At 71.3% G+C, this 19,306-nt stretch carries 17 protein-coding genes; 11 read left to right on the top strand and 6 right to left on the bottom strand.

Features of this window, described 5'->3' with window-relative positions; genetic code table 11:
* Positions 1-5 precede the first annotated feature (5 nt).
* From ACWD4O_RS36220 to ACWD4O_RS36245, 6 genes are read left to right on the top strand one after another with little or no spacing between them, the layout of a single operon-like run.
* The gene (locus ACWD4O_RS36220) at positions 6-722 is read left to right on the top strand and encodes an ABC transporter ATP-binding protein (protein WP_451286584.1); all 717 of its coding nucleotides are present in this window, start codon (positions 6-8) and stop codon (positions 720-722) included.
* Positions 719-1,687, top strand: coding sequence for an ABC transporter substrate-binding protein (locus ACWD4O_RS36225; RefSeq protein ID WP_451286586.1), 969 nt, complete (start codon positions 719-721; stop codon positions 1,685-1,687). The genes ACWD4O_RS36220 and ACWD4O_RS36225 overlap by 4 nt, the downstream gene beginning before the upstream one ends.
* Before the next feature lie 23 nt (positions 1,688-1,710).
* Complete coding sequence (locus ACWD4O_RS36230; protein WP_451286588.1) at positions 1,711-2,811, top strand: LLM class flavin-dependent oxidoreductase; 1,101 nt, start codon at positions 1,711-1,713, stop codon at positions 2,809-2,811.
* Between the two features lie 10 nt (positions 2,812-2,821).
* Positions 2,822-3,820, top strand: coding sequence for an ABC transporter substrate-binding protein (locus ACWD4O_RS36235; protein ID WP_451286590.1), 999 nt, complete (start codon positions 2,822-2,824; stop codon positions 3,818-3,820).
* Positions 3,817-4,968: an acyl-CoA dehydrogenase family protein gene (locus tag ACWD4O_RS36240; RefSeq protein WP_451286592.1), complete on the top strand. Its 1,152-nt coding sequence runs from the start codon at positions 3,817-3,819 to the stop codon at positions 4,966-4,968. The genes ACWD4O_RS36235 and ACWD4O_RS36240 overlap by 4 nt, the downstream gene beginning before the upstream one ends.
* Positions 4,965-6,338 (top strand): FAD-binding oxidoreductase, encoded by a 1,374-nt coding sequence (locus ACWD4O_RS36245; RefSeq protein WP_451286594.1) that lies wholly within the window; start codon positions 4,965-4,967, stop codon positions 6,336-6,338. The genes ACWD4O_RS36240 and ACWD4O_RS36245 overlap by 4 nt, the downstream gene beginning before the upstream one ends.
* A gap of 6 nt (positions 6,339-6,344) precedes the next feature.
* Here ACWD4O_RS36245 and ACWD4O_RS36250 read toward each other — a convergent pair whose 3' ends face one another.
* Positions 6,345-6,743 (bottom strand): SseB family protein, encoded by a 399-nt coding sequence (locus ACWD4O_RS36250; protein ID WP_450949956.1) that lies wholly within the window; start codon positions 6,741-6,743, stop codon positions 6,345-6,347.
* 137 nt (positions 6,744-6,880) lie between these two features.
* On the bottom strand, positions 6,881-7,498 hold the full coding sequence (locus ACWD4O_RS36255; protein WP_451286595.1) for a MerR family transcriptional regulator: 618 nt from the start codon (positions 7,496-7,498) through the stop codon (positions 6,881-6,883).
* Between the two features lie 134 nt (positions 7,499-7,632).
* Here ACWD4O_RS36255 and ACWD4O_RS36260 point away from each other — a divergent pair, with 134 nt between their 5' ends.
* A complete protein-coding gene (locus ACWD4O_RS36260) occupies positions 7,633-8,034 on the top strand; it encodes a DUF3291 domain-containing protein (RefSeq protein ID WP_451286597.1) in 402 nt (133 codons plus the stop codon).
* 146 nt (positions 8,035-8,180) lie between these two features.
* The gene (locus ACWD4O_RS36265; RefSeq protein WP_451286599.1) at positions 8,181-9,635 is read left to right on the top strand and encodes a glyceraldehyde-3-phosphate dehydrogenase; all 1,455 of its coding nucleotides are present in this window, start codon (positions 8,181-8,183) and stop codon (positions 9,633-9,635) included.
* 74 nt (positions 9,636-9,709) lie between these two features.
* Here ACWD4O_RS36265 and gndA read toward each other — a convergent pair whose 3' ends face one another.
* The 4 genes from gndA to ACWD4O_RS36285 form a co-directional block, all read right to left on the bottom strand.
* Positions 9,710-11,149, bottom strand: a complete 1,440-nt coding sequence (gene gndA, locus ACWD4O_RS36270) for an NADP-dependent phosphogluconate dehydrogenase (protein ID WP_451286601.1) — start codon at positions 11,147-11,149, stop codon at positions 9,710-9,712.
* Between the two features lie 242 nt (positions 11,150-11,391).
* Positions 11,392-11,898 (bottom strand): MarR family winged helix-turn-helix transcriptional regulator, encoded by a 507-nt coding sequence (locus tag ACWD4O_RS36275; protein WP_358807007.1) that lies wholly within the window; start codon positions 11,896-11,898, stop codon positions 11,392-11,394.
* A gap of 113 nt (positions 11,899-12,011) precedes the next feature.
* A complete protein-coding gene (locus tag ACWD4O_RS36280) occupies positions 12,012-13,724 on the bottom strand; it encodes a cellulase family glycosylhydrolase (protein ID WP_451286602.1) in 1,713 nt (570 codons plus the stop codon).
* Positions 13,725-13,856: 132 nt separating this feature from the next.
* Positions 13,857-15,179 (bottom strand): enolase C-terminal domain-like protein, encoded by a 1,323-nt coding sequence (locus tag ACWD4O_RS36285; protein WP_451286603.1) that lies wholly within the window; start codon positions 15,177-15,179, stop codon positions 13,857-13,859.
* A 232-nt stretch (positions 15,180-15,411) separates the two neighbouring features.
* Between ACWD4O_RS36285 and ACWD4O_RS36290 the strand changes: the two genes are divergently transcribed.
* The 3 genes from ACWD4O_RS36290 to ACWD4O_RS36300 are packed head-to-tail and all read left to right on the top strand — an operon-like array spanning position 15,412 to position 19,240.
* Positions 15,412-16,461, top strand: coding sequence for a sugar ABC transporter substrate-binding protein (locus ACWD4O_RS36290; RefSeq protein WP_451286605.1), 1,050 nt, complete (start codon positions 15,412-15,414; stop codon positions 16,459-16,461).
* A 50-nt stretch (positions 16,462-16,511) separates the two neighbouring features.
* Complete coding sequence (locus ACWD4O_RS36295; RefSeq protein WP_451286607.1) at positions 16,512-18,197, top strand: sugar ABC transporter ATP-binding protein; 1,686 nt, start codon at positions 16,512-16,514, stop codon at positions 18,195-18,197.
* A gap of 2 nt (positions 18,198-18,199) precedes the next feature.
* Positions 18,200-19,240: an ABC transporter permease gene (locus ACWD4O_RS36300; protein WP_450949966.1), complete on the top strand. Its 1,041-nt coding sequence runs from the start codon at positions 18,200-18,202 to the stop codon at positions 19,238-19,240.
* Positions 19,241-19,306: the final 66 nt, after the last annotated feature.

Genomic DNA, 19,306 nt, shown 5'->3' on the forward strand with positions numbered 1-19,306 from the left:
GCGGCATGGCCAACAGCGTGGAGATACGAGGGCTTTCGCGGGCCTTCGAAGGCAACACCGTCCTGCACGACCTCGATCTCGACATCCGCGAGGGCGAGTTCGTGGCCCTGCTCGGGCACAGCGGCTGCGGCAAGTCGACGCTGCTGCGGATCCTGGCCGGGCTCGACGAGGAGATCGGCGGCGAGGTCACCGTGCCGGCGCGGCGCAGTGCCGCGTTCCAGTCGCCCCGGCTGCTGCCCTGGCTGAAGGTGTGGCGCAACGTCGTCCTCGGGCTGCCCGGGCGGGCCGACAAGGCACTGGCCCGCAAGGCGCTCGACGAGGTGGGCATCGCGGAACGCGCCGACGTCTGGCCCAAGACCCTCTCCGGCGGCCAGGCCCAGCGGGTCTCGCTGGCCCGCGCCCTGGTCCGGGAGCCCGAACTCCTGCTGCTGGACGAGCCGTTCGGGGCGCTCGACGCCCTCACCCGCGGCAGGGTGCAGCACCTCGTCGCGGAACTGTGGCAGGTGCACGGCTGCGCGATCCTCCTGGTCACGCATGACGTGGAGGAGGCGCTGCTGCTCGCCGACCGGGTCCTGGTCATGGACGAGGGCCGGATCGCGCACGAACTCACCGTCGACCTGCCCCGCCCCCGCGATCTCACCACCCCCGACTTCGTCTCCCTGCGCGCCCGGCTCCTCGACTGGCTCGGCGTCACCCGCACCCTGGAAGGAACCCCCTCGTGATCCGCAGACTCGCCACCGCCGCGCTGAGCCTCACCGCCCTGTTGGCGCTGACCGGCTGCGGCGCGGACTCCGCCGCCGACGCCTCGTCCGCGCAGAAGGTCACCCTCACCATCGGTGACCAGGCCAAGACCCTTCAGACGATCGTCGCCGCCTCGGGAGCGCTGAAGGGCGCCGACTACCAGGTGAAGTGGGCCGAGTTCGAGGGCGCCGCCCCGCTGTACCAGGCCGTGCAGGCGGGCGCCGCCGACACCACGTTCTCGGCGGATCTGCCGGCGCTCCAGGCGCTCAGCGGTGGGGTGAAGTTCAAGAACGTGGCCGCGCTGAAGAACGACGGGACACATGTCGGCCTCGTCGTGCGCAAGGACTCGGGCATCGACAGCGTCGCGGACCTCAAGGGGCAGAAGGTCGTCGTCTCCTCGGCGAAGGGCAGCATCTCCGAGTACCTGCTCGCCCATGTGCTCCGGCAGAACGGGCTGAACTACTCCGACGTCAAGGTGCAGTACCTGCTTCCGACGGACGCGCAGGCCGCCTTCGCCTCCGGGAAGATCAAGGTCTGGGCGATCTTCGGGGTGTACCAGGCGGTGGCCCTGGAGCAGGGCGGCAGGCTGCTGGTCGACGGCGCGGACGGGCGGGTCAGCGGCTACGGCTTCGTCGGGGCCTCCGACGAGGCGCTCGCGGACCGTGCGAAGAAGGCCGCGCTCGGCGACTTCCTGAAGCGTCTCGGTACCGCCCTGGAGTGGACCAGCACCCACCAGGAGGAGTACGCCGACGCCATCGAGACCCGCAACGGCGCCGATGCCTCCGTGGCGAAGACGCTCGCCTCGGCCGCGTACAGCAAGGTCCTGCCGATCACGGACGACGTGAACACCACCGTCCAGGGCGTGGCCGACCTGATGCACGGGATCGGGGTCCTCGATCCGAGCGTCGACGTGGCGCAGTCGGCCGACACATCCGTCCTCAAGTAGGCGCTTTCCAGAAGGAGTTGCTCATGCCTGTCGAGTTCATCAGCGCCGTCCACACCGACTCCGGGGCCTCGGGTCCGGCCGCGTCCGGCCGTACCGGTCTCGACGTGCAGTACCTGCGGAAGTACGCCCGCGCCCTGGACGACGGAGGCTTCGACCACACGCTGGTCGCCTACCATTCGGCCTCGCCGGACGCCTTCCAGATCGCCCAGTTCGTCGCCACGCACACCGAGCGGGTCCGGCCGATCCTGGCGCACCGGCCGGGGGTGATCTTCCCGACGCACGCGGCCCGCGCGCTCGCCACGCTCGATCGGATCAGCGGCGGCCGGCTGACCCTGCACATCATCTCCGGGGGCAGCGACGAGGAGCAGCGCAGGGAAGGGGACTACCTCGACAAGAGGGAGCGGTACGAGCGTTCGGACGAATACATCCAGATCCTCAGGAAGGTGTGGCAGGCCGACGGGCCGGTCTCGCACGAGGGGAAGCACTTCCGCTTCGAGGGCTACCACTCCGATGTGAAGCCGGTGAACGGGCTGGTACCGATCTCGGTGGGCGGGTCCTCGCAGGACGCCTACCGGGTCGGCGGGCAGCAGGGCGACATCTTCGGGCTGTGGGGCGAGCCGCTGAAGGAGACGGCCGAGCAGATCGCCGCCGTCAACGCGGTCGCCCGGGCCGCCGGGCGCCCCGACCCCCGTATCTGGGTGTCGTTCCGCCCGATCATCGCGCCCACCGACGAACTGGCCTGGGAGAAGGCGCACCGCACCTTGGGCGTGCTGAAGGAACAGACGAAGAACACCGAGCTGCTGCGGCACTACAGGACCAGTGGCCGTCCCGCCAACGTCGGTTCGCAGCGGCTGCTCGACATCGCCGAACGGGGCGAGGTCCACGACCGCTGCCTGTGGACCGCCCCGGCGGTCGCCACCAACGCGGCCGGAGCCTCCACCGCCCTGGTCGGCTCCCCGGAGACCGTCGCCAAGGCGCTTCTCGACTATGTCGACATCGGCTGCGACCTGCTGTCGATCCGGGGCTACGACCCGCTCAACGACGCCGTCGACTACGCCCGTCACGTCCTGCCGCTGGTCCGGCAGGAACTCGCCCACCGCGCCACCGCCACCCACGCAGCCTGATGGAGATCCCGTGTCGTTCCGCAGTTCCCTTCGCACGTCCGCCGCCGTGCTGGCCCTGCTGCTGCCGTTCGCGACGGCCTGCGGCGGTGACGCGCAGGCCGATGCCGAGTCCGCTGTCACCCTGCGGGTCGGCGCCACCGGGTGGAAGGTCGAGGAGGCGGTGCTGAAGTTCGCCCACCTCGACGACACCCCCTACAACGTGAAGTGGAGCGTGTTCCAAGGGGGCGACCAGCAGCTCCAGGCGGTTCGCGCCGGGGCGCTGGACCTGGCCTCCTCCAGCGAGATCCCGCCCGTCTTCGCGGCCGCCGACGGCAAGCCCAACTTCAAGGTGGTCGCCGTGCAACGGGCCGCGACCCTCAACCAGGAGGTCGTCGTCCCGAAGGGTTCGAAGGTCACCGACATCGCCGGCCTGAAGGGCAGGAAGGTCGGCTACGTCCAGAACACCACCGCCCACTACTTCCTGTACGAGCTGCTGAAGCAGGCCGGCCTGAAGTGGTCCGACATCGACGCCAAGCCGCTCCTGCCCAACGACGGGCTGGCCGCCCTCAACGGCGGCTCGATCGACGCCTTCGCCTCCTACGGCACCTCGGTCATCACCGCCCACCAACAGGGCGCGACGACGATCGGCTCGGGCGCGGACATCCTGTCGGGCAACTTCCTGTGGTCCGCCAGGGACAGCGTCCTGAAGAGCGATGCGCAGAAGGAGGCCGCGGCGGATCTCATCGCCCGGATCACGAAGGCGTACGCGTACGTCCGGGACGGACACGAGACGGAGTTCGCGAAGGTGATCGCCCGGAACACCCACCAGCCGCTCGCCCAGGCCGAGTCGGATCTCGTCGCCCAGCAGAAGCAGCGGCCGACGAAGGCCCAGCCGGTCACCGACGCGGCGACCGCCTCCCAGCAGGAGGTCGCGGACGCCTTCACCGAGCTCGGGGCGCTGAAGTCCCGGCTGGACGTGAAGTCGTTCTGGACGGCCGCCCTCGACGCCGACCTGAGGAAGGCACTGTGACCGCCCCCACCGTGACCGGGCCCACCGTGACCGGGTCCACCGCGACCGCCCGGATCGCCGAACTGGCCGCCGGGTACGACCTCTCGGGCGCCTTCCCCGAGGATTCGCTCCGCCTCGCGCACGAGGCGGGACTGCTCACCCCGACCATCGGCGAGCGCTACGGCGGCCGGGGCGCCGGGGTCGAGGAGTCGGCGCGGATCCTGCACCGGCTCGGCCGGCTCGATCCGTCCGTCGCGCTGATCACGGCGATGACCCTGGCCACCCACGCCCGTCAGGCTGCGCGGCCGCACTGGCCCGAGGAGCTGTACGCGCGCGTGGTGAAGGAGTCCTTCGCCCGGCCCGTGCTGATCAACCACGCGCGTGTGGAGCCCGATCTGGGCTCCCCCGCGCGGGGCGGGCTGCCCGCGACCCGGGCCCGGCGCACCGCCGGCGGATGGGCGATCAGCGGCACCAAGCGGTTCGTGACGGGGGCGGACGGCCTCGACTGGTTCCTGGTGTGGGCCACCACCGACGAGCCGGAGCCCCGTGTGGGCACCTTCCTGGTGCCCGGCGGCTCCCCCGGCGTCGCGGTCACCGACCGCTGGGACCAGCTGGGCCTGCGCGCGAGCGGCAGCCACGACGTGACCTTCTCCTCCGTGGAGGTGCCGTACGAGCACGTCATCGCGATCGGGCCGTACGGTCCCGCCGCGGAGCAGGACAACCGGGCGGGAGCCTCGCTGCATCTGCCGCTGGCCGCGCTGTACCTGGGCGTGGCACGGGCGGCCCAGGAGTTCTTCCACACGTTCGCCCACGCGCGCGTGCCGGCCAATCTCGGTCACCCGGTGGCGCGTACGGAGCGGTTCCGGCGGACGGCCGGGGAGATCGAGGTGCTGCTGTCCGGCGCGGAACAGCTGGTGTTCACGGGGGCCGCGCGGATCGACGCCGGGGACGCCTCGTACCCGCCGGAGCAGGCGCTCGGGGCGCGGGTGCTGGCCGACCGGCACGGGGTGCGGGCCGTGGAGCTGGCCGTACGGCTGCTCGGGAACCCGGGGCTGGCGCGGGGCAATCCCCTGGAGCGGCACTGGCGCGACATCCAGTGCGCGCCGGTGCACGCGCCCCAGGAGGATGTGTCCCTGCTGGCGATCGGAACGAAGGCGCTGGCGCTGTGACCCTCGCGCTCCCCACCGCGTCGGCCCGCCTCCTGGGGCTCCTCGCCCGCGATCTGCCGCCCGACCGGCTCGCCACGGACCCGCGCGCGCTGGCCGCCCGGGCCACCGACCGTTCGGGGCTGCGCCCGGACGGGCTGCCGTTCGCGGTGGTGCACGCCCGGCGCACGGAGGATGTGACGGTCGCTCTCCGGCACGCGCACGCCCTGCGGGTGCCGGTGGTGCCCCGGGGCGCGGGCACCGGTCTGTCGGGCGGGGCGTCCGCGGGCGAGGGCACGCTGGTCCTGGACCTGTCCGGGATGGACCGGATCCTGGAGCTGTCGGCGGAGGACCAGCTCGCCGTCGTCGAGCCCGGTGTGGTCACCGCCGACCTGGACCGGGCGGCCGCCGGGCACGGTCTGCGGTACGCGCCGGACCCGGCCAGTGCCGCGTGGTCGACGATCGGCGGGAACATCGCCACCAACGCGGGCGGGCTGCGGTGCGCGAAGTACGGGGTGACCCGGGACAGCGTCCTCGGGCTGGAGGCGGTCCTCGCCGACGGCACGGTGGTGCGCACGGGCCGCCGTACCGTCAAGGGCGTCACCGGCTACGACCTGACGGCGCTGCTCACCGGCTCCGAGGGCACCCTCGCCGTGATCACCTCGGCGACGCTGCGGTTGCGGCCGACCCCGGTGGCGACGGCCACGGTGGCCGCGTACTTCGCCACGTTCGAGGCGGCCGCACAGGCCTCGTACGCGATCGGCCGGGCGGGGGTCGTGCCGGCGCTGGCCGAGCTGGTCGACGGCCCGGTGCTGGCGGCCGTGGACCCCGCCCTGCGGGCCCGGGGCGCGGCGCTGCTGATCGTGCAGTGCGACGGGGCCGGGGCGGCCGTGGAGGCGGCGGCGGTCGCGGAGCTGCTCGCGCCGACGGCGACGAGCGTCGAGACGACGGAGGATCCGGCCGAGGCGGAGGCGCTGCTCGCGGCCAGGCGCCTCGCGCTGCCCGCGCTGGAGCGGCTGGGCCGGCCCCTGATCGAGGACATCGCGGTGCCCCGCTCCCGGCTGGGCCGGGCGGTGGCGGAGATCAGGGCGATCTCCGCCCGCCACGGCGTGCCCGTGTTCACGATCGCCCATGCCGCGGACGGCAACCTCCACCCGATCATCGTGGTCGATCCGTCGCTCGACCGGCTCCCGGACGCCGCCTGGGAGGCGGCCGGGGAGATCTTCGCGCTGGCGCTGCGCCTCGGCGGCACCCTCACCGGGGAGCACGGGGTGGGCGTGCTGAAGCGGCAGTGGGTCGCCGAGGAGCTGGGGCCGCAGGCCCACGCGCTCCAGCGGCGGCTGAAGGAGGCGTTCGATCCGCGCGGGATCCTCAATCCCGGCAAGGGTCTGTGAGGCGGATCAGCGGGCGAGCAGGGTGCGTACCCCCTCGGAGGTGAGCATCAGCGGGTGGTCGCCGGCGGCGTCGATGGCGAGCGACAGTTCCCCGGCGGGCCACTGCGCGGCGAGCGCGCCGAGGGGCACCAGCCGGTAGCGGTCGATGCCGGGCAGCAGTCCGGCCATCTCGGGTTCGGACGTGAACACCGGCACGACGGGTGCTCCGCCGGGGTTCTCCAGCACCGGCAGCGCCACCGTGGCGGGGTCGGTGACGTCCTCGTCGGTGGCGTCCTCGGGCACCGGCACGAGGACGTCGCAGTGCGCGAGCGTGTTCAGTGCCACCGTGTCCTCGGTGTCCCGGGCCAGCGCGTCCAGCGCCCACCGGGCGGGGTCGGCGTTGCGGTCGTGGGCGGGCGTCTCCATGACAGTTCCCCTCGTCGCGGCGATCGTGCGGCCCGCTCCGGAGGGCTTCCCTCCAAAAACGGCTCCGGCCTCGCGTACCCGGTCGTGCGGGGATCATTCCCCGCACGACCGGACTGCCGGAGCTCGACGCCGACCCGCTAGGGGTTGTTCCGGCGGGCCGACTCGTTCTCCTGGGCCATGCGCCGCAGGGCCATCAGGGCGGGTTCCAGCAGGACGGTCAGCAGCAGGGCGCGTTCGGCCGCCTCCAACGGGTCGGCGAGGCCCTCGAGTTGGTCGAGGTCGAGGACGGCGGTGCGCTCGGCGAGCTGCGCGTACGGGAGCAGGGTGTGCCGGTCCACGGGGACGCCGAGGGAGCGCAGCGAGGTCAGGGTCTCGGCGAGGGTGGCCCGGGCGGGCGCCGACTCGTGCACGTCCCAGCCCAACTCCTCGACGAGTTCCTGGACTTCGGCCGCCTCCGGGGCTTCCTCGGTGGGGTCCTCGCCGACCCGGAGGGTGCCCAGGGTCAGGCCGAGGAGGCGATGGGTGTCGCCGGTGTGCTCCCCGAGGGCGTCCAGCACCTCGCGGGTGGTGCCGACGGACAGGCCGCGTACGCCGGTCAGCGCGCGGATCAGGCGGAGCCGGCGCAGATGCTGGTCGTCGTACTCGGCCTGGGTGGCGGCCGTCTGGCGGCCGGGCGGCAGCAGGCCTTCGCGGAGGTAGTACTTGATCGTCGTCACGGAGACGCCACTGCGGCGGCTCAGCTCGGAGATGCGCATGCGGTTCGGCTCCGGTTCTGGGGGTTCCGTTTCCCGTTCGGCCCTGCTCTTGAAAACTGGATACCTCTACTGTCTAACATAGATAGCAGAGGTATCCAATACTCCTTCGCGCCGCCGGAGAGAAGGCCACAGCCATGCCCACCCTGCGCTGGACCGCAGTCAGCACCCCCGCACCCGACGCCGAGGCGTTCGTGATGGCGTCCCGGCTGGAGGTGCGCTCCCTCAAGGACGTGCCGCGCTTCTTCCGGCAGTCCCTGACCGCCTGGAAGCAGGTCTGCGGCGCACCAGGCGCCTACGGCGCCTCCCTGATCGCCCAGCCGCTGAAGCGCACCTTCTGGACCCTGTCGGCATGGGAGGACAAGGACGCGCTGTACAGGTACGCGCGCACCGAGCCGCACAAGTCGATCATGAGCGGGCTGCGGCCCGCGATGAAGGACTCCGTCTTCACCTTCTGGCAGGTCCCGGCGGCCGATCTGCCCATCGACTGGACGGACGCCCGGCGACGGCTCGCCGAGCAGGAACACGACCGAGCCTGACCTCCCCGACCCGGCCCGCCCCGGCCCGCGCCGGACCGGCCACAGGGGTCGACATCGGGCGCGCTCCGCATACGGCCGACCCGCCCGGATGCTCGAACGAGCAGCGGGTTAGCATATGAGCGCCACCTAGCTCGAAAGATAGGCCCGTGACGCTCAACGACGATTCGTTCACCAACTGGAAGAACCGCGAGGAGATCGCGGAGTCGATGATCCCGATGATCGGGAAGCTGCACCGTGAGCGGGACGTGACGATCCTGCTGCACAGCCGCTCCCTGGTGAACAGGTCGGTGGTCAGCATCCTCAAGACCCACCGGTTCGCCCGGCAGATCGCGGGCGAGGAGCTCTCGGTCACCGAGACGCTGCCGTTCCTCGAGGCCCTCACCACGCTCGACCTCGGCCCGTCCCAGATCGACATCGGCATGCTCGCCGCGACCTACCGGGCCGACGACCGCGGACTGTCCGTCGTGGAGTTCACCGCCGAGGCCGTGGCCGGCGCCACCGGGGCCAACAAGATCGACCGGCGTTCGCCGCGCGACGTCGTGCTGTACGGCTTCGGACGCATCGGCCGTCTGGTCGCCCGCCTGCTGATCGAGAAGTCGGGCTCCGGCAACGGACTGCGGCTGCGCGCCATCGTGGTGCGCGGCGGCGGCGAGCAGGATCTCGTCAAGCGCGCGTCCCTGCTGCGCCGCGACTCCGTGCACGGCCAGTTCCAGGGCACGATCACGGTCGACGAGGCCAACAACAGGATCATCGCCAACGGCAACGAGATCACGGTCATCTACGCCGACGACCCGAGCCAGGTCGACTACACGGCGTACGGCATCAGCGACGCGATCCTGATCGATAACACGGGCAAGTGGCGTGACCGCGAAGGCCTCTCCAAGCACCTGCGGCCCGGCATCGACAAGGTCGTCCTGACCGCCCCCGGCAAGGGCGACGTGCCGAACATCGTGCACGGCGTCAACCACGACACGATCAAGCCCGACGAGCAGATCCTGTCCTGCGCCTCCTGCACCACCAACGCGATCGTCCCGCCGCTGAAGGCGATGGCCGACGAGTACGGCGTGCTGCGCGGCCATGTGGAGACCGTCCACTCGTTCACCAACGACCAGAACCTGCTGGACAACTACCACAAGGCCGACCGCCGCGGCCGCTCGGCGCCGCTGAACATGGTCATCACCGAGACCGGCGCCGCCTCCGCGGTCGCCAAGGCGCTGCCCGACCTCAAGGCCCCGATCACCGGCAGCTCGATCCGGGTCCCGGTGCCGGACGTCTCGATCGCCATCCTCAGCCTGCGGCTCGGCCGGGAGACCGACCGCGACGAGGTCCTCGAGTACCTCCGCGAGGTCTCGCTGACCTCGCCGCTGAAGCGCCAGATCGACTTCACGACGGCGCCGGACGCGGTCTCCATGGACTTCATCGGCTCGCGGCACGCCTCGATCATCGACGCCGGCGCCACCAAGGTCGACGGGGACAACGCGATCCTCTACCTCTGGTACGACAACGAGTTCGGCTACTCCTGCCAGGTCGTCCGCGTCGTCCAGCACGTCTCCGGCGTCGAGTACCCGACGTACCCGGCGACCAGCCACTGGGACCACTGACCCCGCTGACGGCAGGACCGCCGACCGGGTCATGAAGCGGGGCGCCCCGGGCCGGGGGCGCCCCGCCGCTCATGTCAGGCCGACGTCTCCGGGCGGCCGGCCTCGGCCCAGTGGGTGTGGAACGCGCCCGGCCGGTCGGTGCGCTGGTAGGTGTGGGCGCCGAAGTAGTCGCGCTGGCCCTGGAGCAGCGCGGCCGGCAGCCGGTCGGCGCGCAGCGTGTCGTAGTGGGCGAGCGCGGCGGAGAACGCGGGGACGGGGATGCCGCGGCGGGCGGCCGAGGCGACCGTCTCGCGCCAGGGCACCTGCGCGTCGGTGATCTCCATGGCGAACTCCATCTCGCCGAGCAGGCTCACCAGGTCCGGGTCAGCGGCGTACGCGGCGCGGATACGGTCGAGGAACGAGGCGCGGATGATGCAGCCGCCGCGCCAGATCCGGGCGACCGCGCCCAGGTCGATCTTCCAGCCGAACTCGCCGGCCGCGTCCTGGATCATCTTCCAGCCCTGGTCGTAGGCGATGACCTTCGACGCGTACAGGGCGTGCTCGACCTGCGAGGTGAAGCGGGTGGCCTCGGTGCGGCTGAGCGGGGGCGTGGTGCCGCCGGGGAGCCCGGCGTAGGCGGCGCGCAGTTCGCGCTGGCCGGAGGCGGCGCGGGCGAAGGTGGCCTGGGCGATGGCGGTGACCGGGGAGCCCAGGTCCAGGGCGGTCTGCACGGTCCAGCGGCCGGTGCCCTTCTGACCGGCGGCGTCGACGACGATGTCGACGAAGGCCGCGCCCGTGGCGGCGTCGGTGTGGGCGAGGACCTCGGCGGTGATCTCGATGAGGTAGGAGCCGAGCCGGCCCTCGTTCCAGGTGCGGAAGATGTCGGCGATCTCGGCGGGGGTGTAGCCGGCGACCTGGCGCAGCAGGTCGTACGCCTCAGCGATGAGCTGCATGTCGGCGTACTCGATGCCGTTGTGCACCATCTTGACGAAGTGTCCGGCGCCGTCGGTGCCGATGTGGGTGGCGCAGGGCTCGCCGTCGACCTTCGCGCTGATGGACTCGAACATCGGGCCGAGGACGTCGTACGACTCGGACGAGCCGCCGACCATGACGGCCGGCCCGTTCAGCGCGCCCTCCTCACCGCCGGAGACGCCGGCGCCGACGAAGTGGATGCCGTGTGCGCGCAGGGCCTCCTCGCGGCGGCGGGTGTCGGCGTAGTGCGCGTTGCCGCCGTCGATGATCATGTCGCCGGGCTCCATGAGCGGGGCGAACTCGTCGATGACCGCGTCGGTGACCTCGCCCGCCTGCACCATGATCATCAGTCGTCGCGGACGCTGGAGCGCGGCGACGAAGTCCGCAGCCGACTCGGCGGGGACGAACGTGCCCTCGTGGCCGTACTCCTCGACGAGCGCGCGGGTGCGACCGGCGGTGCGGTTGTGGACGGCGACGGCGTAGCCGTGGCGGGCGAAGTTGCGCGCGAGGTTGCGGCCCATCACGCCGAGGCCGGTGACACCGATGGCGGCGGTTGCGTTCACGAGGTACGTCCCTACGATCGTTGGCGTGGTCGGAGGGGCGGGCGGCCCCCCGGTACCCCCAGGTACGGACGGTCGGCCGGTTCTTCTCGACTCCCCCGCCGATTCCTTGCGCCGATCAGTGCGAACGCGCCGCTCGGACCGTGTGAACGCCCCGCTCGGACGTGCGCACGCGCTGCTCGGACCCTGGCTGGCGGCAGCGCTACCGGCGGGCGCACGACCGGCGGCGCACCACCCGCGCCGCGCTACCTGCGCCGCCAGGGCAGCACCGCCGGGTCGGCCTCGGTGCTCTCGGCCCGGTGCAGGGCGTCGCTGATCGCCTCGCCGATCTCCGCGAACTGGCGCACCTGCTCGGGGGTGAGGACGTCGAACACCACCCGGCGCACCGCCTCCACATGGCCGGGGGCGATCTCCTCCAGCAGGGCCTTGCCCGCGTCGGTGAGGTAGGCGAGCTGCCCGCGGCCGTCGGCGGGGTCCTCCCGCCGGTCCACGAAACCGACCTCGCGCAGCCGGTTCACCGCGTGGGTGAGCCGACTGCGGGTGATCTTCAGCCGCTGGGCGAGCTCGGACATCCCGAGGGTGCCGTCGGGTTCCAGCGAGAGGTAGGCCAGCAGGCTGTAGTCGGCATGCGTCATCCCGGCGTCGCGCCGCAACTGCCGGTTGAGGTGGTCGGCGAGCAGGGTGGAGAAGTCGACGTAGGCCAGCCAGGCTCGTCGTTCCTCGGCATTGAGCCAGCGGGGCGTCGTGGACATGCGCACACATTACGGGGTGCCTCGCAGTGACACCGGAGAGTTACCGGTCACGGCGAGCGCCGATCGGCGGAGGCGGCCGCTCCCCCTCCGCCGACCGGCGGGACGGCGGTCCGTCAGGTGGTCGTGCAGGCACCGCCGTTGAGCGTGAACGCGGTCGGCGCGGTGTTGGTCGCGCCCTTGCTGCCGATGAAGCCGACGGTGACCGAGCCGCCGGCGGGGACGGTGGCGGTGTAGGAGGCGGGGGCGACGCTCACCGCGCCGCCGCTCTGGGTGGCGGTCCCGCCCCACATGTTGGTGACGGTCTGGCCGTCGGCGAACGTGAAGGCGAGTCTCCAGCCGCTGATGGCCGTCGTGCCGGTGTTGCGGAGGGTGATGTCGCCCTGGAAGCCGCCCGGCCACTCCCCGACGACCCGGTAGCCGACGGCACAGGCCACGGCGGGTGCGCTGCCGGTGGTGACGTTCACCGTGGCCGAGCGGGCCGAGCGGTTCCCGGCGGCGTCGCGTGCATATACGGCGAACGTGTACGCGGTGTTCGCGGTGAGGCCGGTCACGGTGGCGGTGTTGGTGGTGGAGGCGGCGGCGTTGGTCTCGGCGGCGCCGCTGATCCGGACGACGTCGTAGCCGGCGACGCCCACGTTGTCGGTGGCGGCGGTCCAGGTGAGGGTGGCCGAAGTCGCCGTCACCGCCGAGACGTTCGGGGTGCCGGGGGCGGTGGGGGCCTGGGTGTCGCCAGGGGCGCCGCCGCCGAAGACGGTGGCCTCCCGGGCGGTCTGGGCGATGCCGTCGACGCCGTTGAAGATGCGCTGCCCCCATGAACTGAGCTGCGCGGGATCGAAGTTGAGCGTCAGGTCGAGGATCGGGTCGGTGTTTCCGCTCCAGGACCAGGCCAGATAGCCGAGGTCGAGCTGCTGGGCGGCGGCCATCATGGTGTTCTCGTCGGGATCGCCCCACTGGTCGGCGGGGCCGCCGAACTCGCCGATGAGGAGGGGCAGTTCGGCGTCGACGAAGGCGTTCAGATAGTCGGTGATCTCCGCCGCCGTGTCGAAGACGCTGTACATGTGGATCGAGAAGATCAGGTTGCCGGTGGTGTCGGCGTTGTAGACGGACCGGGCGTTGGCCCGCATGACGCCCTGCCAGTCCTGGCCCCAGTTGGGTGCGTCCACCATGATCGTGTGCTGGAATCCGGCGGCCCGCAGCTTCTGGATCGCGGCGATGGTCGGTGCGGTCCAGCCCGCGGGATCGGTGTTGCCCCAGGGCTCGTTGCCGATGTTGACGATGATGTAGTTCTCCTGGCCGGCCAGGACGTCCTTCAGACCGATCCAGTAGTCGGCCGCCTGGTCGAGCGTGCCGGCGGCCGCGTCCTCGCCGTAGCCGGTGGTGTCGTGCACCTCCAGCACGCAGATGAGCCGGTTGGCCTTGCACTGGGCGATGACGCCCGCCACGTCGGAGGCGCTGTTCGCGCTCCAGCGGTGGCCGTCGGCGAGCACGACCCGCACGGCGTTGGCGCCCATCGCCTTGATGTCGGCGAGCGACTGCTGGGTCCTGCCCGGATACCAGGTGTGGGCGTGGTTGACGCCCCGCATGACGAAGTCGTTCCCGTTGCCCTCGACCAGACGGCCGTCGCTGATGTGCAGGCCGGTGGCGAGGACGCCGGGCGACCGGGGCTCCGCCTGGGCGACGGCAGGACAGAGGGCTCCGACGAGGACCAGGCCGAGGAGGGCGGCCAGCCTGATCGGTAATGTACGCAGATTGATCGATATCGCACGCAATCCGATCGATAACGTGCGCGGAAAGTGCGTTCGTGACGTGCTTCTTGTCGTTCTCACTGCGACTCCAGAAGTGAGGCCAAGAAACTCGGCAGGGGGCATGAGAGGTGCGGGAGCATGTGGGAGCGCTCCCATGAACCCACTGCGGCAAGTACACGTCAAGACATCGCGCACGGACCCGTCAGGGGCCCGTCACGGAGCGAGGTCGGCGGCCCAGAACGCGCCGTCCGGGTAGCGGTATTCGGCGAGGGACTCGGGATGCATGGCGGCGGAGAAGCCGGGGGCGAGCGGGGCCGTGTAGTGGCCGTCGCGCAGCACGACCGGGTCGGCGAAGTGCTCGTGGAGGTGGTCGACGTACTCGATGACCCGGTCCTCGGTGGTGCCGGACAGGGCCAGGTAGTCGAACATCGCGAGGTGCTGGACGAGTTCGCACAGCCCCACCCCGCCCGCGTGCGGGCACACCGGCACCCCGAACTTCGCGGCGAGCAGCAGGATGGCGAGGTTCTCGTTGACGCCGCCGACCCGGGCCGCGTCGATCTGAAGCACGTCGAGGGCGCCGGCCTGGAGCAACTGCTTGAAGACGATGCGGTTCTGCACGTGTTCGCCGGTGGCGACCTTCACCGGCGCGACCGCCGCCCGGACGGCGGCATGACCGAGGACGTCGTCGGGGCTGGTGGGCTCCTCGATCCAGTACGGGTCGAACTCGGCGAGGGCACGGGTCCAGCGGATCGCCTCGTCGATGTTCCACCGCTGGTTGGCGTCGACGGCGATGCGCACCCCGTCCCCGACGGCGGCGCGGGCCGTGCGCAGCCGCCTGAGGTCGTCGTCGAGGTCGGCGCCCACCTTGAGCTTGATCTGGGTGAAGCCGTCGGAGACGGCCTGCTTGGCGAGCCGGGTCAGCTTCTCGTCGGAGTAGCCGAGCCAGCCCGGCGAGGTGGTGTAGCCGGGGTAGCCGCGCTCGCGCAGGTCCGCCTCGCGCTCGGCCAGTCCGGCCCGGCCGGCCCGCAGCAGGGCGAGGGCCTCCTCGGGGGTGAGGGCGTCGGCGATGTAGCGGAAGTCGACCTGGGAGACCAGCCATTCGGGGTCGGCGTGGGCGAGCAGTCGCCACAGCGGCTGCCCGGCGCGTTTCGCGGCCAGGTCCCACGCCGCGTTCACCACCGCGCCGACGGCCATGTGCATCACGCCCTTCTCGGGGCCGAGCCAGCGCAGTTGGCTGTCGCCGATCAGATCGCGGTTGAGGGAGCCCGGGTCGGCGCACAGTTCGTCCACGGACCTGCCCAGCAGGTGGGGCCGCAGGGCCGCGATCGCGGCGACCTGGACGTCGTTGCCGCGTCCGATGGTGAAGCTGAAGCCGTGTCCTTCGAGCCCGTCGCCGGAGTCGGTCCGCAGCACGACGTAGGCGGCGGAGTAGTCGGGATCCGGGTTCATCGCGTCGGAGCCGTCCAGCTCCCGCGAGGTCGGGAAACGGATGTCGTGGGTGTCCACCGCGACGATCCGGGCGGGGGTTGCGGTCAAGGGGGCGCCCTTCCTGTTTGACGGTCCTCATGCATCGAGGCATTCATCGGAGGAATCGCAGAACCGCGACTTTAGGGGTAGCGGGCCTGCATGACAACACCCTGAAAAGTCCTGTCGATTCGTCGAACACGACCCCTTGTCAGCGCCGGTGACACCGTCGTAACGTCCTCGACGTTCGAGATACATCGGAGGAATCTCCACTCCCAGCTCAGGCTAAGGAGAGAACCCGGCCATGAAGCTCGCTCGCACCCGCTCCACCGCCGCAACCGCCGTCGTCGTCGCGGCCCTCACCCTCCTCACCGCGTGCAACCGCGACAGCGCGGGTTCGGACAGCGCGGGCGGCGACAGTCCCGCCATCGGGATCGACCTGCCGCGTTCCGACTCCGACTTCTGGAACTCCTATGCCGAGTACGTCCAGAAGGACATCAAGTCCGAGGGCATCAACGCGCTGCCGCTGAGCAACTCCCAGAACGACGTCACCAAGCTGGTCGCCAATGTGCAGGTGTTCCAGAACACGGGCGCCAAGGCCGTGGTCATGGCCCCGCAGGACACCGGCGCCATCGCCTCCACGCTCGACGCGCTCGCCTCGAAGAAGATCCCCGTGGTCAGTGTCGACACCCGCCCCGACAAGGGTGACGTCTACATGGTCGTGCGCGCCGACAACCGGGCGTACGGCACCAAGGCCTGCGAGTTCCTCGGCAAGCAGCTCGGCGGCAAGGGCAAGGTCGCCGAGCTTCAGGGCGCGCTGGACTCCATCAACGGGCGCGACCGCTCCGAGGCGTTCGCCGAGTGCATGAAGCAGAAGTTCCCCGCCATCGAGGTGTTCGAGCTCCCCACCGACTGGAAGGGCGACGTGGCCTCCGCCAAGCTGCAGAGCCTGCTCGCCCAGCACCCCGACCTCAACGGCATCTACATGCAGGCCGGCGGTGTCTTCCTGCAGCCGACGCTGGCCCTGCTGGAGCAGAAGGGCCTGCTCAAGCCGGCCGGCCAGAAGGGGCACATCTCGATCATCTCCAACGACGGCATCCCGCAGGAGTTCGACGCGATCCGCAAGGGCCAGATCGACGCGACCGTCTCCCAGCCCGCCGACCTGTACGCCAAGTACGCGCTGTACTACGCCAAGGCGGCGGCCGACGGCAAGACCTTCAAGGCGGGCAAGACCGACCACGACTCCACGATCATCGCGATCCCCAACGGCCTGGAGGACCAGCTGCCGGCGCCTCTGGTGACCAAGGAGAACGTCGAGGACAAGAGCCTGTGGGGCAACACCGTCGGCCAGTGACCGACCGGACCGGCATCAGCGCCCGCACCCCTGGAAGGACGGTATCCACCATGACGGACACTCCTGCCGCGCCCCCGGTGGCCGCGACCCCGGTGGCCGAGGCCATCGGGGTCAGCAAGAGGTTCGGCGCCACCGTCGCGCTGCGCGACGCCCGTATCGCCGTCGCCCCCGGCGAGTCGCATGCGCTGGTGGGCCGCAACGGGGCCGGCAAGTCGACGCTCGTGTCCCTGCTGACCGGGCTGCGCCGGCCCGACACCGGGGCCCTGCGCTTCTCCGGCCGACCCGCGCCGCCCGTCGGCGACATCGACGCCTGGCGTTCCCGGGTGGCCTGCGTCTACCAGCGGTCCACGATCATCCAGGACCTGACCGTCGCGGAGAACCTCTTCCTGAACCGGCAGAGTGCCGGCCCGCTGCAGCCCATCCGCTGGCGGCAGTTGAGGCAGCGGGCCGAGGAACTCCTCGGCGAGTACGGCGTGGACGTCGACGCGAGCGCGCGGGCCAGGGAACTCACCGTGGAGCAGCGGCAGTTCGTGGAGATCGCCCGCGCCCTGTCGTTCGGCGCCCGCTTCATCATCCTCGACGAGCCGACCGCGAAGCTCGACGCCCGTGGCATCGGCAGACTCTTCGACAAGCTCCGCGACCTCCAACGCCAGGGCGTCGCCTTCCTGTTCATCTCGCACCACCTCCAGGAGGTCTACGACCTCTGCACGACGGTCACCGTCTACCGCGACGCGACCCATATCCTCACCGCGCCGGTCGCCGAGGTCGGTCACCAGGCCCTGGTGGAGGCGATGACCGGGGAGACGACCCCTGCCCCGGTGGCCTCTGCCGCTGTGGCCGCCGAAGGAGGCACCACGACGGCGGCGACGGACCCGGACAGGAACCCGGCCCCGGCCCCGGGTCCCGAGCTGCTGTCGATCGAGGGCCTCACGCTCCCCGGCGCCTGTCGCGAGCTGTCCCTGTCGGTGCGCTCGGGCGAGGTGGTCGGGCTGGCCGGCGCCGCGGCGAGCGGCAATGTGCGGGTCGGGGAGGCCGTCGCCGGTCTGCATCGCGCCGAGGAGGGCCGGATCTCCGTCGGCGGGCGCGGCGTACGCACCGGCAGCGTCCCGTCGGCGCTGGCCGCGGGCGTCGGTCTGGTCCCCGAGGACCGGCATCTCCAGGGCCTGGTCCCGGGCCGCAGCGTGGCGGAGAACGCGACGCTCACCGTCACCGACCAGCTGGGCCCGTTCGGCACGGTGCTGCCGTCCCGGACCAGGGTCTTCGCCCAGCGCATGATCCGGGAGCTGGACATCAAGACCCCGGGGGCAGCCACCGCGGTGTCCGCGCTCTCCGGCGGCAACCAGCAGAAGGTCGTGGTGGCCCGCGCGCTGGCCACCGCCCCCCGGGTCCTGGTCGCCGTCCGTCCCACCAACGGGGTGGACGTCAAGTCCAAGGAGTTCCTGCTGCGGCGTATCCGCGAGGTCGCGGACGGCGGGAAGGCCGCGCTGATCGTCTCCGACGAGCTGGACGACCTGAAGGTGTGCGACCGGGTCGTCGTGATGTTCCACGGGCGCGTGGTGGCCGAGTTCGCGCCCGGCTGGCGGGACGAGCAGGTGGTCGCCGCCATGGAGGGCGTCGCCGTACCGGACGCCGCCGTACCGGACGCCGCCGCGCCGGACGTCGTCCTGCAGGAGGTCGTCATGCAGGACGTAGCCGACAGGGCCGAAGCACCCGACACCGACGAGCACGGAAGGTAGTCATGTCCGCCACCACTGATGTCACCGACCCCGCAGCGAGCGTGGCGCAGAAGACCGCCGGGGACGCCCGTCGCGGGCTCGACCTCGGCCGGTTCCGTGAACTGTCCCTGATCCCGGCCATCCTGGTCCTCGGGGTGATCGGGTTCATCGTCTCCCCGGCCTTCCTGACCTCCGACAACCTCATCGGTGTGGCGCAGCAGTCGACGGAGCTGAGCCTGCTGGTGCTCGCCACCGCGCTGATCCTGATCTGCGGGCGGATGGACCTGTCCCTGGAGTCCACGATCGGGGTGGCTCCGGTCATCGCCGTATGGCTCGTCCTGCCCACCAGCGGCGCCCGGTTCACCGGGCTCGGGCTCCTTCCCGAGTGGACGGCGATTCCGCTCTGTCTGCTGGTGGGCGCGGTGATCGGGGCCGTCAACGGGTTCCTGATCCTGAAGCTGCGGCTCAACGGGTTCATCGTCACCCTCGGCATGCTCACGATGTTGCGGGGTCTCCAGGTCGCTCTCTCCGAGGGCCAGTCCATCGTCGAACTGCCCTCGTCCTTCACCTACTTGGGCAAGGCGTCCTGGTGGGGCGCGCCCGCGGCGATCTGGATCTGTGTCGTGCTCTTCGCCCTCGGCAGCGCCGCTCTGGCCTGGCTGCGGCACGGGCGGGCGCTGTACGCGATCGGCGGCAACGCGGAGGCGGCGCGGACCGCGGGCATCCGGGTCGACCGGATCGTGTGGGCGGTGCTGATCCTGGGGAGCGTGCTGGCCGCGTTCGCCGGCATCCTCTACAGCGGTCACTACGGTTCCATCTCCGCGACCCAGGGCAGCGGCTGGATCTTCCAGGTCTTCGCGGCGACGGTCATCGGCGGGGTCAGCCTCAACGGCGGCAAGGGGTCCGTGTTCGGTGCGCTGACCGGTGTGCTGACGCTCCAGCTGGTCGTCAACGTGATGACGCTGGCGGGTGTGCCGCCGCTGTGGAACCAGTTCCTCAACGGCGCGATCATCATCGTCGCGCTGATCATCTCCCGCTTCGCCTCCGGCGAGAAGCAGGAATAGCCGAACCAGGAGCAGTCGGACCAGAAGCAGTCGGACCAGGGGTAGCCGCACCAGGAGTAGCCGTAC

The organism is Streptomyces sp. NPDC002623, from assembly GCF_053592635.1.